This is a genomic window from Kosakonia sp. LAM2021, from assembly GCF_016620385.1.
GTDB classification, from domain to species: Bacteria; Pseudomonadota; Gammaproteobacteria; order Enterobacterales; family Enterobacteriaceae; genus Kosakonia; species Kosakonia sacchari.
On the sequence record NZ_JAENHT010000004.1, the window covers coordinates 1 to 14,349 of the forward strand.

The following is a 14,349-nucleotide window of genomic DNA, read 5'->3' on the forward strand; positions in this document are numbered from 1 at the left end:
ACAACCTGTTTGACTGCTTCAGTTTTAAACTCTTCGGGATAACGCTTACCGCTCATGGGCACCTCTCTTTAAGCCATCTTAAATGACTCTGAGGTGTCTGTTAAACCCGTGGCGATTCACACTAAGTGTTTGCTGAAACCACAAAACTTCTTCTGGCTTGTTGTTGCCACACTCCCCCAGAGTGGAATCTATCCGCATAATATGCGGTATGTAGCTTTTTCTACTACTCATAAACGCTCCCCTATCCCTTGATGCGTCAACAAATTTTTTTACTATTATGCATTTTAAAAATTGTGGGCGTCACTGGAGAAAACTGTAACGAAAAATGCCGGAAAAGTTTTACAACGGTCTAAACGGATGGCTAAGACAGATACAATTTTTGCGAATTGTCAGCATCGCCTCTTTAATGCCCGGCTTCCAGCACATCTCAAGTGCACTGATAACCAGCTCCTCGTTGATTCACACGGAATGCTGTTAGCAATGCCCTCTGTTCGCTCTGAGCAGACATGTCTGCCCCCTGATCGACTCTTTCGTGCCAGGAACAGACGTTGCTGACATCAGTTTGTGTTGATTAACGGGGAGCTGGTCAACACACCGATAAGTATTTTCTTGCCTTAACAGATTTTCTACCATACAACATTTTCATAATCTATTTTTAAATCAATAATGATCTGGGGAACAAAATGAGACCACCAATAACTGATGATGAACTGGAATTACTGAATCAGGATATGGGCAAACTGAGTCGTGCTCAATTTAATGAAGGCGATGTTTTCAATGCTCTCAGGTTGCTAGAAATGCGTCGCCAGACAGCAAAACTGGAAGCGATAAAGCGTTTGTTGGAATCAATGAGTGAACAGGAAACCTGATGGTTAGTTTGATGATGATAAGCCAGGTTATAAGTAACTCAATGTAGCAAGTCGGGTGACCTTCTCCCCGGTGATTAACACACTGCAATGTTAGTAGTGTCTTTATTTGACCCTGAACCTGAATATGATCCAGCCGCAATCAGGGATAACTGGCTATGAGACAATCTCGAACTTCTGCTTCTCGCTCTGAGCAGACATGTCTGCCCCCTGATCGACTCTTTCGTGCCAAGAGCGGACATTGTCAACGTTTTATATAATTCAATGGTAAAGGTGGTATATCGCTTACCTTGCCTGTCGATTTTAAAGCTTTGAAGGGTGTTTAATGAAGCAACAGTCAGAATCACTTTTACCTTTTAAAATCAGTAGAATTCATACTGAAATAGGTGTATTCAAAGTCGATGGATACAGATCATCATTCCGCGCAAGGAAAATGACTATCGTCCTCTCAACGGTTTTCATACTTTCCACAGATGGCTGGGAAGAGCTCGCCTTAACCCAAACCAATAATGATTTTATGAAACAACTAATTCCTTACCTAGAATGCCATTTGAAGGCAAGTTTGTAGCTACGAAATTCGCTTATAGATAAATGAGATATTAAATTTCTGAACTGCGGCTGTTTATATAAACACTCTTATGGGGGCAGTCTACAGTCAATAAATTTCCGCAGATCGCTCGTAGCGGACCTTGTGATCTTGATTTCTGTCCGCTCCGTGCCAAAAGCGGTTATCAAAACTCAAAAACAACTTTTGATAATCATGGACTTAGAAACCGGTTCAAAACAACCACACCAACATCAAAAACCACGCATTCAAAATATTTATCAATTACTTATGCGTAATTCTAATAACTACTGTTGCGTCATATGGGCTGGGTTGAAGCGGCTGACCTGATCGTTAAAGGCATGAGCGGCGCGATCAACGCCAAAACCGTGACCTACGATTTCGAACGTCTGATGGAAGGCGCTAAGCTGCTGAAATGCTCAGAGTTTGGCGACGCGATTATCGCGAACATGTAATCCGCCTCGCTGGTTAAACAAGAACGGGAGCCGGTTGGTTCCCGTTTTTTATGGGCTGCAAAAAATCTTCCCCAAAGCTGGACAGAAATTAATCCCTTTTCGTACTGACAATTGTCCAGTCTTTACCGCGATCGTCATTATATTTATCGGTCATTTTTCTTGATTTATGACCCAATAAATTGTTTGTACAGAGTTCTTATGACCAAAATCCGGATTATATTTCTCACCAGTGCGTTACCAGATGCGAGATAAGAAGTGCTGTTAGAATCGCACGATCAGTGGGAATTTCCCTCACCCTGCAGGACCCAACACCATACATTTGGAACTTGCCTGCAAATCATTGAGGCATGCTGTTAAGTTTCTCTCTTAATTCCAGTATTTTATTGTAGTATTCAGTACCTTGCTTAATCTGCTGCAGATGTCTATCAACCATCTGACTGAAGGAACGCCCTTGCTTATTCACTGGGTTAGGGTTAGCTCCGTGCTCCAGCAAAAAGTCAACCTTATCCAAATCGGCTTTAAAAAAAGCGTCAACAAGCGGAGTGTTACCCAAGGTATCTCGGATATTTACATCGGCACCCCGTGCTATTAGCAATGCAAGCGTGCCTGTGTTTTTTGAATTTAATGCTGAGAAAATAAGAGGAACATTTAGTAATTTATCGCGAGAATTTGGGTCAAGCCCGCCGTCGATAAGCGCTTTAAGCCAGATATCTTTATCTCCCATAGCCATCATTTGTGCAGGAGTACCTGGCATATTCGGTTGAGCTTGCTGGGGATCTGCACCAGCGCGTACAAGCTCGGTGACAATATCTAACCTTTTTTGAGCGTTGCCGTTATACATGGCCTCATTCAGAGCAAAAAAAAGCAGAGTCAGTTGTTCATTTCCTGGGGTGTTCAGATCGGTCACTTTTGACAGTCGAAGAACTGATCCACTGTCTGCAGCCTGGATAGCCTTAGCCAGAATCAGTTGCGGGCCAGAAAAATATTTTTCAGGTTCTACCTTTTTCATATCATTACACGCCGATAAAAAAACAAACAGAAAAGAAAAAAGCATCACGGATGCGAGTTTTTTCATGCAAAACCCTACTTTTAATGATTCCAATATCCTCATCCTTTTGCGCCTCAATGCAGTCTATTACCTGTACCATACCGTGTTTGTCCAGCATGCTTCCAGTACCGCCAGCAAGCCCGGTGGGTTTACCTATCGCATTTGGGAACATATTTGAAACGCCTGCTTTTAGTGCAAAAAGGGATGTGTCAAAATTCGCATCTGCCAGATCCTCAATGCTCGCTTCCTGAATTTTAGTCAGCATCTCCCCATTAACTCTATAGGCGGATATTGCAGAGCCATCACCCATAAGTTGGGCACCATATTTTTCAACCGTATCGTGATTGAGCCCTGCGGCGTTGAATGTCCACGTTTGCTGACCGCTGGCCATCCCGGCAGCAGAAGCTAGTCCACCGCCAAGAGAATGACCAGCTATGTCAATTTTGCTAGCATTTTCTGCAATCATGCGACCAATATTTACTGCTTTTTCATAATACGATGAGTTAAAGCCTGCTCCCTGAGCAAAGTTATTGCCCCAGTCGGCCATTTTATCTGGTCGCGTCCCTCTGAAAACAACTGTTGGATTCATATCATCTCCAAAGACATATTTGTCAGGGGCATAAACGCGACTAAAAAAATTGGGGTCAACCGACTCGTCAAACAACATCTCGCGTTTTAAGCCAAGAGAGGACAATGCGTTCTCATCATTACTTATATCAACCCACCCCTCAGGAACATCCGGCATAGATTCGAGAGCATTTATGGGCTGTCCCGCACGTCCATAAATATTCTGTGCAAGCTTAGCCTTTTCAACTGCCACATTATTTTCTGCCAACCGGTTAGTGCGGTCTGCGCATCGGGATACACGCTACGCTGGCCTTTACTGATGAGATTTTTTCTCTCCTGCCAACGCTCGGCTTTTGTGAGTGGGCGAGCGGGCTCATCCATTCGGCTACGATGGCCGCCACCTGAGCTGGGTTCTTCACCTCGCATGGGTGAATTAGTGCGCGTAAATTGCCCTTGAGGAATATCTGTTGGAGGGGCGTTTTCCGAATGTACTGACCATTTCTTCATATCGCCGGGTGATAGAGCTAACCGGATAAGTAACGGACAGACTCGCCGAAAAAAGCTGAAGGCGTCCTTCATTATCAATAAAGAACAGGGCCGTCACCGGGGACCACAAACGGAAACTGTCATCAATAGCCACCATAGTGCCACGTTCAAGATCCACTGCAGCGGCAGTACGTATATCCCGGCCTGACTGATTGGGATTTGCGCCGTTACGTGAACGAAGCGTGTCCTGACGGCTTAGCATCGCGCTTACCGAAGAGGGAGGCATCGTTCTGATTCTTTGCAATGCATGTTGAGGGTGGATAATGAATGAAAATCGCCACGGAGCGACTTTTTCTTCAAAAATATATGTCAATGACATGTAATTTGTCATGATGTCGACTCCCGGTTCACGCCATTCCATTTACGGGTATGCATTGTTCTCCAGAAGAGAAATAACTGCTCTGCGGGACGGAGCCCGCAGTCTGGTCGCTGGCAAACTCCTGCCTGGTCAGATAAAGAAATATAAATTCGAAATTTACAGTAATGACGCCAAAAGTCGCCTACCAAGACCAGTGGGTATGGATACGAGGGATCCTCATACACGCAAACAGCATCAGTATCTGGTTCGGCTATTTCCCGGTAAGTGTCATGGGGACGTTTGGTCGGCTCGGAAGAATTTGAGTCCTCGCGCCAGACCCCATGAAAATGGGTTAAACGGACTCCCTCGAAGTGAACAGCTACTTACGATAAGTCGTGTTATCGCAGGCTTATGCACTGGTTTATAAGCGCATGTTGGTCAAACCCGACGCATAAGCGACAGGCTATGTAGTGCCAAAAAGTGGCTATCAAACCCCAAAAACAACGTTTAACAATCACGGGTTATCAGTCAGCACAAATTCAACGTATCACAAGCAAAAATCGATTATTTGTTAAGTTTATCAATACAATAACAATGAGCTTATTAACCACTATATCGTCATATGGTCTGGGTTGAAGCGGCTGACCTGATCGTTAAAGGCATGAGCGGCGCGATCAACGCCAAAACCGTGACCTACGATTTCGAACGTCTGATGGAAGGCGCTAAGCTGCTGAAATGTTCAGAGTTTGGCGACGCGATTATCGCGAACATGTAATCCGCCTTGCGGGTTGTACAACAACGGGAGCCTAAGGGTTCCCGTTTTTTATGGTTATATATCAGCCTAATTAAAAATAAGAATCCGCTATATGGTTGAGGTAATAAACATTATTTATTCTAATAATGTGTGCTCACTTTTGAGGTATAAAGATCATGTTTAAACGTCGCACTCTTAATGCTGCACTTGCGGCGGTGATTTCGTTGGCCGTATTTTCCGCGCCTGTGTTCGCAAATCCGGGAAACGGAAATGGTAATGGAAACGGCGGCGGCCATGGCAACAGTAGTGGCAATCATGGCAATAGCGGTAACCATGCTAATAAAGGTAATAATCCTTCCTCTGATGAGCAGGTTAACCGTAAAAACTATGGAAAGCCGGACCATGTTGAGTCAGATATCAGTGTCGCGCGCGCCCGATCCCTTGCAGTTAACTACGGCCTGACCGGTTATCAGTCTCTCCCGCCGGGGATTGCGAAAAATCTTGCCCGTGGCAAACCTTTGCCTCCAGGAGTTGCGAAAAAAGCAGTACCGGCATCCATGCTTGGTCAGTTGCCTTATTATCCCGGTTATGAGTGGCGCATTGTCGGAGATGATCTGGTTCTGGTCGCGCTGAGCACCGCTATTGTTACCGCGATCATCAACGGTGTTTTTGATTAACACGGCCCACGTTATACATTCAAAGCCTCGCAATATGCGGGGCTTTTTTATACGCAAAAAAAGAAAGTCGTGAATTCTGTGTATGTTTAATAAGGTCGTGGCATTTGCCAGAAGAAAAGGCAACGATTGAAACTATCTTCTGCTGCTCAGTGAGCGCTACGTTTAGCGGGATGACAGACGAGTGAAATATTTTTTAGACTTAAGGTAAATCCAGGTCGCCGGAATATAATTACCAGTCGCTATTTGTTAGATTGTCCTCGTTTATAAGACAAGCCTTACAAAAGGAAGATGATGAAAATTAACGCCGGACATGCGTTGCTATTGGTGACGTCATTATTACTCTCAGGTTGTACACTGACCGGTTCTGCAACGCAGCGCGCAGAGGCAAACGCTGAAGTTAATAACATGTTTGCCGGGTACAAAGGGACACAGGCAACTGCAGCGGAAAGCGATATCAACCGCTATGCAGGCCAGATCAAATCGGCAATTGAGAGTCACCTTTTTGAAGCGGGTCGTTACGCCGGAAAATCCTGTACGCTGCAAATCAGGCTTGCTGAGAATGGCGCATTAGAAGATGCGCAGCCGACAGGCGGCGATCCTGCACTTTGCCGCGCGGCTATTATCGCTATCAGGCTAGCGAGACTCCCGAAACCGCCTTCCCCGGCTGCTTATTCTGCCTTCAAAAACGCGACGCTGGAGTTCAAGCTCTAATGGGTAATGCAGGAGCGGATAGATAAGCGACACACTTTTTCCCTATTGCCTGCCTGTGCAAGGGGGAAAAATTACTCCTGCACCAGCCACATGTCCGACTCTTCAAACATCTCCTCAAGCATACGGTTGAGCTTTTCACGATCGCTTTTGCTGGCGTCGCTATTGAGGCCATTGGCCTGCATCGGTTTTACGCGCACATCAGCATCAGGAAAGATGCGGTGCACACGTTTAGTCAGTTCTTCGAGGATAATCTCTTTAGCGCCGGGTAAACCCGCAACATTACGCTTGTCATAAACCAGTTCAACAAACACAAGGCAGCCCTTTTCACTGTTTTTTCGTACAGCACTTATACTGGATGAAAAGCCAGTATTCAAGCGAAGAATCCTTTTTCGTTCAACGAAGGTGAGATATTTGGGCCATGATGGAAGGCGTTGCACAAAAGAATCCCGCACAAGGCGGGATGGTCAGGCGAGTTTAATTACCGCTCTTTTTCTTTTTAAAGTTCTCGTCGTTTATCACATGCTGGAACGAATCCAGTATCAAGCCTGAGATCCGTAATACATCTTCGGGATGGTCGAGATAGATTCGCGTGCCATCATGCTCCAGCCCAGCGCGTGCCACTTCATTTAAAGCAATAGGCGTCAATTCGATGGGCAACTGAATAGATGAGCGATTTTTCTTATCAAAATAACGAACAATCCAACGGTTGGTTTTTCCCTGATAAAGCACGCTGTAATACGACTCGGTATCTTTTGGTTGCAGATCTTTTTCCGGCCCAATAATTGAGACAATTTTTTCATATAGCGCGCGTTCATTATGCGTCGTAATAATGTTGGGATTGTCCGGATCGATATGATCCGCTTTTTCATCAATTGATACCGCTTCGTCGATGCCCTGGTTTGCCAGCTCTTCCCGGATCGGCTGATGGGCGGTAAGTCCGGAGACTACCATAGCGCTGACGGAACGCTGAACCGCCTCTCTGACCAGCGGGGTGATCGCATCAATAAATCGCTGATTGAGCTGTCGACCAATATTGGCGCGTGAGGCGACATACCGAACAAATTCTGAATCCACCTCTTTCAGGCTGGCGGCGATAACTTTAGAGAATGAAGAGATATAGACGCTCTCTTCAGCAAGCGTTCGTAATGCTTCCGGTTTGAATTTGTCGTGGCGAAAGCGGAAGAGTTGTTCGGCATCTGCGTCGGTAATATCGTCCATGCGAATGCGCAAAAATGGCGTGGGATCCATAATGTTTTTTTCCTGCAGATCGGTAAAAAAACGCCACTCCTGGCCATTCGTTATCGCGGAAATTGTCACTTCCGGCGTGCAGTTAAAGTATCGGGAAAGCTGTGGGCAGTGGTTATCGATTTTCTCTTTATACGGTTTTGCTTCGATGAACATGACGGGGACACCCTGGCAAAACAACGCATAATCAACGCGTTCGCCCGCTTTAACACCGGGAAAGTCGGCGCCATATTCCGCTCTGACTTTTTGCGGGTCGTAAGCATTGAAGCCAAGAATATCTAAAAAAGGCAGGATCAGCGCTTGTTTGGTGGTTTCTTCCGTTGTGCAGTGAATGCCAACGTTTTTGACATGTTCAATATGGTTTTTAAGTCTGAGTTTGAAGTTTTCCATTTTTTTCCCATAACCTTAGAGTGTGTAGTACTCAAACAGAATCAACGATTTCGGGTTAATAATACCTGTCCGCATGTAGCTGCTATTTCAGTCTGGAACGAATTAACTCAATGCTTAAATGGTTACAACTCTCTTATCTTTTTTTCGTCGGCGTTTACTGATGCTGAAAGTAATTCATTTCCTATGATTTCATTGCGCAGGAAATAAGTAATCTCACCAAGCGCCTGGATACTCCATGATCCAGATCATCATTGACAGATGAGTCAACGCGAATCTTTATTTCGATCGCGATAATGTTTGCGAGTTAACAAATTTGAATGTGGATTGAATACCCGTGGAAGAAATATCTCATCATCAGGTCGATATATTTTAGCGCGGGCCAGTTCCAATGCTCGATTGTTTAAAAACCGGGTAACCCTGTGCCAATAGCGGCCACAGCAAACAAGCCATGAAGCACACTATTTTTAGCGATCTGGTTCATGTCGGGCATGGTCGCATTTTCATCGATCACCCCTGAGGTTGCCCTCATCACAGCCCGGTGATAAAGATATTTACCCGCTCAATAATGAAGATGAGTATTAGCTTAATTAATTTTACTTAAAGCCTGCTTTCGCCAGACACATAGAGACATTATCGGCTGAGCTAATCTGCGATTTAGCCGCATTTCGTGCTTACTCCTGTGCGCTGCTGCTGGGGTGTGGTACTGTTGTACCTATAAGCGGTATGTATTATTTTACAGGAGTTGTTGTGTTTGCCGAATATGGAGTTCTCAGTTACTGGTCCTATTTTATTGGGGCCATTTTCATCATTTTATTGCCAGGGCCGAATACCTTTTTTGTATTGAAAACCAGTGTTGCCCATGGATTACGAAATGGCTACGTTGCAGCAAGCGCCGTGTTTATTGGTGATGCGGTCTTGATGTTTCTGGCCTATGCAGGCGTTGCCACACTGATTAAAACCACGCCGGTATTATTCAATATTGTTCGTTATCTGGGGGCGTTTTATCTGCTCTACCTTGGTATCAAAATGTTGTACACCACGCTTAAACGCGGCGCGAAAGAAGAGGGCGATCATGACGTGCATAAAGGCGATATCTTCAAGCGGGCGCTGATATTAAGCCTGACGAATCCGAAAGCGATTTTGTTTTATGTCTCCTTCTTTGTGCAATTTATCGACATTACCTATGCAAGGCCTGGAATGTCATTCTTTATTCTCGCCAGCACGCTGGAGCTGATCAGTTTCTTCTATTTCAGTTTCCTGATCGTTTCCGGTTCGTATCTCACACAGTGGGTAAAAACCAGGAAGAAGCTCACCCGGTTGGGTAACTCACTGCTGGGGCTGGTTTTTGTTGGTTTCGCCGCGCGCCTGGCGACGCTGCAATCCTGAACCCAGGGGCAATAGAGATGCGTTTCTACATCGAGACTTACCGAAATGCTTTCCGCCGACGCCATACCTTGAGCGGGAAACAACTGGCCAAATTTCTGCTTTATAGCATCGGGGTTTTTGCGCTATTGATGGGGCTGTATCTGTTGGCGTGGCAAGTGGTGATTTATACACCAGTGATAAATTACTTAACCGCGCCAGGCGTGATGCAATTTTCAATTTATGCCGTTCATTTTTTCCAGGTTATCGTCTTGCTGCCCGTGGTTATCCTGCTTATGAAAATGGTGGTCGCTTATTTTTGTCGCAAATAATTATTCCGGTGCAATGGCCTGATTGCTGAAAAACCACGTCCGAAGACGTGGTTTTAACACGCTCACTGCGTTAATTCAGGCATATGATCCATCACAAATTTCAACACCTTCTCTCCATCCATCGATGCGAAAGGATAGCTTTCAATGATGGCAATCGGTGCTTCTTCAGCAATATGGCGTTTGAGTTCATCAAGTTTGTACTGGATGTGCGGCGCAACCAAAAAACAGTCAAAAGCAGGGGCGACGCTGGCGAAATTATCCAGGCCGACAGCGCTGACGAGCAGGGGATAACCGTGCTCATTAGCCGCTTTTTGCATCTTTTTGGCCAGTGATGTGGCGGTATTGCCAAAAAGACAACATATTAATAGTTTTTTCATAGGTGCCTCCTGTGGTAATTGCGACCACACTATGCCCACTGTTGGCGAGAAAATGAGCGCAATATCCAGGTTTACACCACGTCATACGAAAGTTTATGCGGGCATGATTCAAAGCAGTTTATTCATGTTATAGCCGGTAATCTGGTAACCATTCGCCTCATAAACTTTCCTGGCATGTTCGTTTTCGACCGCCACGCGAAGTTTAATTTGCCGAATTCCCGCCGCGCTAAGACTGGATTCCAGAGATTGCATTGCCTGGCTTCCCAAACCTTTGCCGCGAAAGGCAGGCCGCAGGAAAAAATCATAAATAAAAGCGGATTTATCGATGAAATCGGCTCTGTACCACAGCGATCCCACAATCTGCGTAACGCCGTTGTCGACAAGCGTAATGCTCGTCAATGAATGGCCTGGCGTTTTCTGCGCCGCGGGCAAACTGGTTTCGATTTCTCGCCTGGCTTGTTCTGTCGCCTCGTCGAGGGATAAACGGTAATTTGCTGCAATTTCTGTCGCATAATCAGGGATAAAATAAGCAACAAAATCAGCGAATTCAGCCGCTGACATGGGACGTAGCCGAATCATTTTTGACCTCAATGTATTCTCCGGGCGTTTTTGCCCGGAGAGCTCTTCGCAAAGGGTTAGCGAAACACCGATATCGCTTCCGCCAGGCGAATGGCCTGCTGGTTCATGCGACCGGTCGCTTCCGCTCCTTCTTGTACTCGTTGTGCATTCTGATGGGTGATCTTATCCAGATCCTCCACCGCCAGGCTGGCTTCACTCAACGCCGTAGCCTGCTCGGCGGTTGCCGCGCTGATCTGTGCTATCAGCGAGGTCACATTTTGCACCTGCTCAACAATTTCCTTCATGGTTTTTCCCGCGTCGTCCGCCAGTTGGCTACCGGAGTTAACATGCGTAACGCTGTTCTCAATCAACTCTTTGATTTCGCTGGCGGCACGCGCACTGCGCTGCGCCAGACTGCGTACTTCTCCTGCGACGACGGCAAATCCTTTACCTTGCTCACCCGCTCGCGCTGCCTCAACCGCCGCGTTCAGCGCCAGAATGTTGGTCTGAAAGGCGATGCTGTCGATAATACTGGTGATACTGGCGATTTGCCGTGAGCTTTCCGCAATCGCCGACATCATTTCTATCATCTGGTGCATCACCTGACCACCTTGCCGTGCGGCATCGCGTGTACCTTGCGACAAAGCAGTGACTTCGGCGGCAGTTTCCCGGTTACTTTTTACCGTGGCGGTTAATTCGTTCATCGTCGCGGCCGTTTGTTCAACGTTCGCCGCCGCCTGTTCTGTCTGGCGGCTCAGGTCGTCATTACCTTGTCGCAGAGATTCTGAGGCTTTCAGGACGGTCATCGCCTGGCCGCTAACGTCGTTGACCAGCCAACGGAACATCAGCCCAAGTTGGCTTATCGCACGCAATGTCATACCGACTTCATCAACCCGATTGAGTTGATCCACTTGATGTGCCTCGCCGCTTGCTACCTGTAAAGCCTGGCGGCACAAGCGCTCGATCGGGCGGACAATTTGCAGTTCCAGCCAGATATTAATAAACAGCAGCAGGAGTGCCATAAAACTGGCGAAACTACCCAGTTGACCGGGCGTCAGGTCATGTCCCCAGGCAGCGGCAAGGCTGAATAGCAGCGCGATGATCAGCGCAGAACGTAGCCGCCAGCGCAGAGGCATAGTGACAAACAGGGAGCGCCAGCGCATCAGACCCGTGCGGATAATCAGCCCTTTATGAAAACGCCGGCCGCTCGCCTGGCCTTCACGAAACTGGCGATAAACTTCTTCGGCGGCAGTAACTTCCTCTGCCGCTGGTCGGGTACGTACCGACATGTAGCCCTTCACTTTGCCCTCGCGAATGACCGGAATCGCGTTAGCGCGTACCCAGTAATGATCGCCATTACTGCGGCGGTTTTTTACCAGCGCTGTCCAGGGTTCCCCTTGTTGCAATGTCGACCACATATCGGCAAACGCCTGCTTTGGCATATCCGGATGGCGCACCAGATTGTGCGGCTGGCCTTTGATCTCCTCCAGCGAGAAGCCGCTGACATCAATAAATGCATCGTTGGCATAATTGATGTAACTATCCGGATCGGTGGTGGACATTAACGTTGCATCATTATCGAAAACGTACTCTTGCTGTGTAACGGGCTCATTGTTGCGCATAGTGAGTATTCTCGGGAAAAAGGAAGGGCGTTGGATATTTCTAAATTCTTATATCTATTTACGGCATGGTTCACTCAGAGCTTTATATTTTTTGACACGCCTCTGATAACCGTAAAACAAAAAGAGGTTTTACGCCATAAACATAGCCATACAAAATAAATGTGCTTTAATTATGATTGGGTAGAGAAAACATTATATATCTGGAATTTTTAGCGCCTGGTCAGAAAAGTCGTTTGTGAACACGCCAGATAGTTAGTGTGCTGACGAATATTTAAGATAAGGCGCATAAAGAAATAGCTGAATCGTTCTCTGGCTCACTAAAACCAGCAATGAGCATTTCCGCTGCGCACGGATTCAGCTAATCTGAAATGAACAACAACGAAAGGATTGTTCATATGAAAGCTACTGTCGTTCATCACGAACACCGCATTGGGTTTATTGTTATCCGCGACGAGAATGGAGAGTTTGCTGTCGCGGAGCTACTGGGGAGCTACGATGTCGAAAGGGGCGATGTCGTGTCCGGCGAGCTGCAGACCAGCGGCGGCGGAACGCTATTCAATGAGACGCAAGATGAGTCGATGGATGTTTTTATGAAGGGGTACGGGCTATCGGAGCAGGATGCGATAAGCTATATCCTGCGTACTCATTAAACCGCGTCAGTATGTGCGGCTCGCCCCTTGCGGGCGAGTTGACGATAGCCTTCACATTTTTATCCGGGCCGGGCAATTTTTTCTCTGGAAAAGACGTTTTTCTGTTGCCATGCAGAACCTTAAGCTAAATTCCCTGTCCATTGACTGAGGAATACGCAAGGGCAGTTGCAGACGATTCTGCAAGACAATTATCCGACTGTGCGTAATGCTAATGTCAGATTAACGCATTATCTTTTTTCTCATACTTTAGAATTTTTATGTTTTTACCTTTCAGGTATTTAAAGTTAATGAGCTTAGGATAGATGATGAATACGATCCCGCATAAGATCCATCAGGTCTACACCAGGGGGCTGGCAGCGCTACCAACCGAAGTGCATGCCTCCATCGACAGACTCAGGCAGTTAAATCCCGGCTGGGAATATTATTTTTATGACGAGAAAAAAATGCTGGCCTATATGCATGAGCACTATGGTCAGGAGATGCTGGCATTATATGAAAAAATAAACCCGCAATATGGCGCTGCGCGCGCGGATTTTTTTCGCTATTTATTAATGTATCGCGAAGGTGGCGTTTATTTAGATATCAAAAGTTCTTGTACTGTGCCGTTTAGCGAAGTGATTCCGCCAGATTGCGAAATATTATTATGTAACTGGGATAATAAACCGCAGGGTTGCGATAATAATATGGGCAAGCATGAAGAGCTCGCTTTCCTCAAAAACGGAGAGTACCAGCAATGGAATATTATTGTCGCACCGGCTTCACCCTATATTAAAGCCGTTATTGATGAGGTCGTTGATCGACTTAAACGCTATAAACCGTGGCGCTATGGTGTCGGAATGCGAGGGGTGTTAAATACCACCGGGCCGATCCCGTTTACGTTGGGTATTGAAAAAGTGCGTAAGTGCGAGCGTTTTCGCCAGCAGGAAAACCACCGTGACGTGGGGCTGGTCTATCGCAATGTCAGTAAAAAAGTCATTAAGCAATTTAATGTCAGCCACTATAGCAAGTTACGATCGCCTGTTGTTAACCTGACCGGAGCCGATCATTTCTATTATTTGCTCTGGCGGGCTTTCGTTTTTCCGTTCTGGCGTTTGAAGAAAAATACAATTAATGAGAGCAAAAAGGTGCTGAGTAAGCTGAAGTCGAGATGTATCTGAAGGGAAGAGAGAAAACCAAAAGAAAGATGGCAGTTTCGACATCAAAACTGCCAGCGAAGATTTTTGACATTGTTAAAGCGTATATCCATCACTTGCGCACTTTATAACCTGTTGGCATAAAGTGCGCAAACGCAAATTTTTCTGCGGTTGGATTGATAAAATTTATGAT

Annotated in this window: 15 protein-coding genes and 3 pseudogenes; 9 read left to right on the plus strand and 9 right to left on the minus strand. The window is 46.3% G+C overall.

All coding sequences use genetic code 11. The annotated features are described in order from the left end of the window. The first annotated feature begins 683 nt into the window (after nucleotides 1–683). Both JKP81_RS10735 and JKP81_RS10740 read left to right on the plus strand, forming a co-directional pair. Nucleotides 684–869, plus strand: coding sequence for a hypothetical protein (locus JKP81_RS10735; RefSeq protein WP_045514394.1), 186 nt, complete (start codon nucleotides 684–686; stop codon nucleotides 867–869). Nucleotides 870–1,718: 849 nt separating this feature from the next. Beyond that, a pseudogene (locus JKP81_RS10740) lies at nucleotides 1,719–1,886 on the plus strand (NADP-dependent isocitrate dehydrogenase); the annotation flags it as partial. Between the two features lie 88 nt (nucleotides 1,887–1,974). Here JKP81_RS10740 and JKP81_RS10745 read toward each other — a convergent pair. The 4 genes and pseudogenes from JKP81_RS10745 to JKP81_RS23590 form a co-directional block, all read right to left on the minus strand. After that, nucleotides 1,975–2,079 (minus strand): annotated as a pseudogene (locus JKP81_RS10745) (hypothetical protein); the annotation flags it as partial. A gap of 144 nt (nucleotides 2,080–2,223) precedes the next feature. Continuing rightward, nucleotides 2,224–2,961, minus strand: a complete 738-nt coding sequence (locus JKP81_RS10750; protein ID WP_200551725.1) for an ankyrin repeat domain-containing protein — start codon at nucleotides 2,959–2,961, stop codon at nucleotides 2,224–2,226. Continuing rightward, entirely contained in the window at nucleotides 2,900–3,754 is an 855-nt protein-coding gene (locus JKP81_RS23585; protein WP_340224937.1) for a phospholipase, read from the minus strand. The genes JKP81_RS10750 and JKP81_RS23585 overlap by 62 nt, the downstream gene beginning before the upstream one ends. Before the next feature lie 180 nt (nucleotides 3,755–3,934). Beyond that, entirely contained in the window at nucleotides 3,935–4,378 is a 444-nt protein-coding gene (locus JKP81_RS23590) for a hypothetical protein (RefSeq protein ID WP_234455603.1), read from the minus strand. A 577-nt stretch (nucleotides 4,379–4,955) separates the two neighbouring features. On the opposite strand from JKP81_RS23590, the pseudogene JKP81_RS10760 reads away from it, so the two are divergent. From JKP81_RS10760 to tolA, 3 genes and pseudogenes are all read left to right on the plus strand, one after another. Next, a pseudogene (locus JKP81_RS10760) lies at nucleotides 4,956–5,120 on the plus strand (NADP-dependent isocitrate dehydrogenase); the annotation flags it as partial. A 155-nt stretch (nucleotides 5,121–5,275) separates the two neighbouring features. Further along, nucleotides 5,276–5,776 (plus strand): anti-virulence regulator CigR family protein, encoded by a 501-nt coding sequence (locus JKP81_RS10765; protein WP_200551727.1) that lies wholly within the window; start codon nucleotides 5,276–5,278, stop codon nucleotides 5,774–5,776. Nucleotides 5,777–6,067: 291 nt separating this feature from the next. After that, nucleotides 6,068–6,487 (plus strand): cell envelope integrity protein TolA, encoded by a 420-nt coding sequence (gene tolA, locus JKP81_RS10770; protein ID WP_200551979.1) that lies wholly within the window; start codon nucleotides 6,068–6,070, stop codon nucleotides 6,485–6,487. 71 nt (nucleotides 6,488–6,558) lie between these two features. On the opposite strand, the gene JKP81_RS10775 is transcribed toward tolA, so the two are convergent. Together JKP81_RS10775 and JKP81_RS10780 are read right to left on the minus strand one after the other, a co-directional pair. After that, the gene (locus JKP81_RS10775) at nucleotides 6,559–6,798 is read right to left on the minus strand and encodes a DinI family protein (RefSeq protein ID WP_020454063.1); all 240 of its coding nucleotides are present in this window, start codon (nucleotides 6,796–6,798) and stop codon (nucleotides 6,559–6,561) included. 163 nt (nucleotides 6,799–6,961) lie between these two features. After that, complete coding sequence (locus JKP81_RS10780; RefSeq protein ID WP_200551728.1) at nucleotides 6,962–8,122, minus strand: type I restriction endonuclease; 1,161 nt, start codon at nucleotides 8,120–8,122, stop codon at nucleotides 6,962–6,964. Between the two features lie 747 nt (nucleotides 8,123–8,869). On the opposite strand from JKP81_RS10780, the gene leuE reads away from it, so the two are divergent. Further along, the gene (leuE, locus tag JKP81_RS10785) at nucleotides 8,870–9,508 is read left to right on the plus strand and encodes a leucine efflux protein LeuE (RefSeq protein ID WP_200551729.1); all 639 of its coding nucleotides are present in this window, start codon (nucleotides 8,870–8,872) and stop codon (nucleotides 9,506–9,508) included. Nucleotides 9,509–9,525: 17 nt separating this feature from the next. Further along, complete coding sequence (locus JKP81_RS10790) at nucleotides 9,526–9,816, plus strand: hypothetical protein (protein WP_200551730.1); 291 nt, start codon at nucleotides 9,526–9,528, stop codon at nucleotides 9,814–9,816. Between the two features lie 62 nt (nucleotides 9,817–9,878). On the opposite strand, the gene JKP81_RS10795 is transcribed toward JKP81_RS10790, so the two are convergent. The 3 genes from JKP81_RS10795 to JKP81_RS10805 all read right to left on the minus strand — a co-directional run bounded on the left by JKP81_RS10795 (nucleotide 9,879) and on the right by JKP81_RS10805 (nucleotide 12,373). Beyond that, nucleotides 9,879–10,193 carry a PTS sugar transporter subunit IIB gene (locus JKP81_RS10795; protein ID WP_017456480.1) on the minus strand — a complete coding sequence of 105 codons (315 nt, stop codon included), beginning with the start codon at nucleotides 10,191–10,193 and terminating at the stop codon, nucleotides 9,879–9,881. A gap of 108 nt (nucleotides 10,194–10,301) precedes the next feature. After that, nucleotides 10,302–10,772: a GNAT family N-acetyltransferase gene (locus JKP81_RS10800; RefSeq protein ID WP_234455605.1), complete on the minus strand. Its 471-nt coding sequence runs from the start codon at nucleotides 10,770–10,772 to the stop codon at nucleotides 10,302–10,304. 56 nt (nucleotides 10,773–10,828) lie between these two features. Further along, entirely contained in the window at nucleotides 10,829–12,373 is a 1,545-nt protein-coding gene (locus tag JKP81_RS10805) for a PAS domain-containing methyl-accepting chemotaxis protein (RefSeq protein ID WP_200551731.1), read from the minus strand. Between the two features lie 395 nt (nucleotides 12,374–12,768). Between JKP81_RS10805 and JKP81_RS10810 the strand changes: the two genes are divergently transcribed. Together JKP81_RS10810 and JKP81_RS10815 are read left to right on the plus strand one after the other, a co-directional pair. Continuing rightward, nucleotides 12,769–13,023, plus strand: coding sequence for a hypothetical protein (locus JKP81_RS10810; RefSeq protein ID WP_200551732.1), 255 nt, complete (start codon nucleotides 12,769–12,771; stop codon nucleotides 13,021–13,023). A gap of 302 nt (nucleotides 13,024–13,325) precedes the next feature. Continuing rightward, nucleotides 13,326–14,180, plus strand: coding sequence for a glycosyltransferase family 32 protein (locus JKP81_RS10815; protein WP_200551733.1), 855 nt, complete (start codon nucleotides 13,326–13,328; stop codon nucleotides 14,178–14,180). Nucleotides 14,181–14,349: the final 169 nt, after the last annotated feature.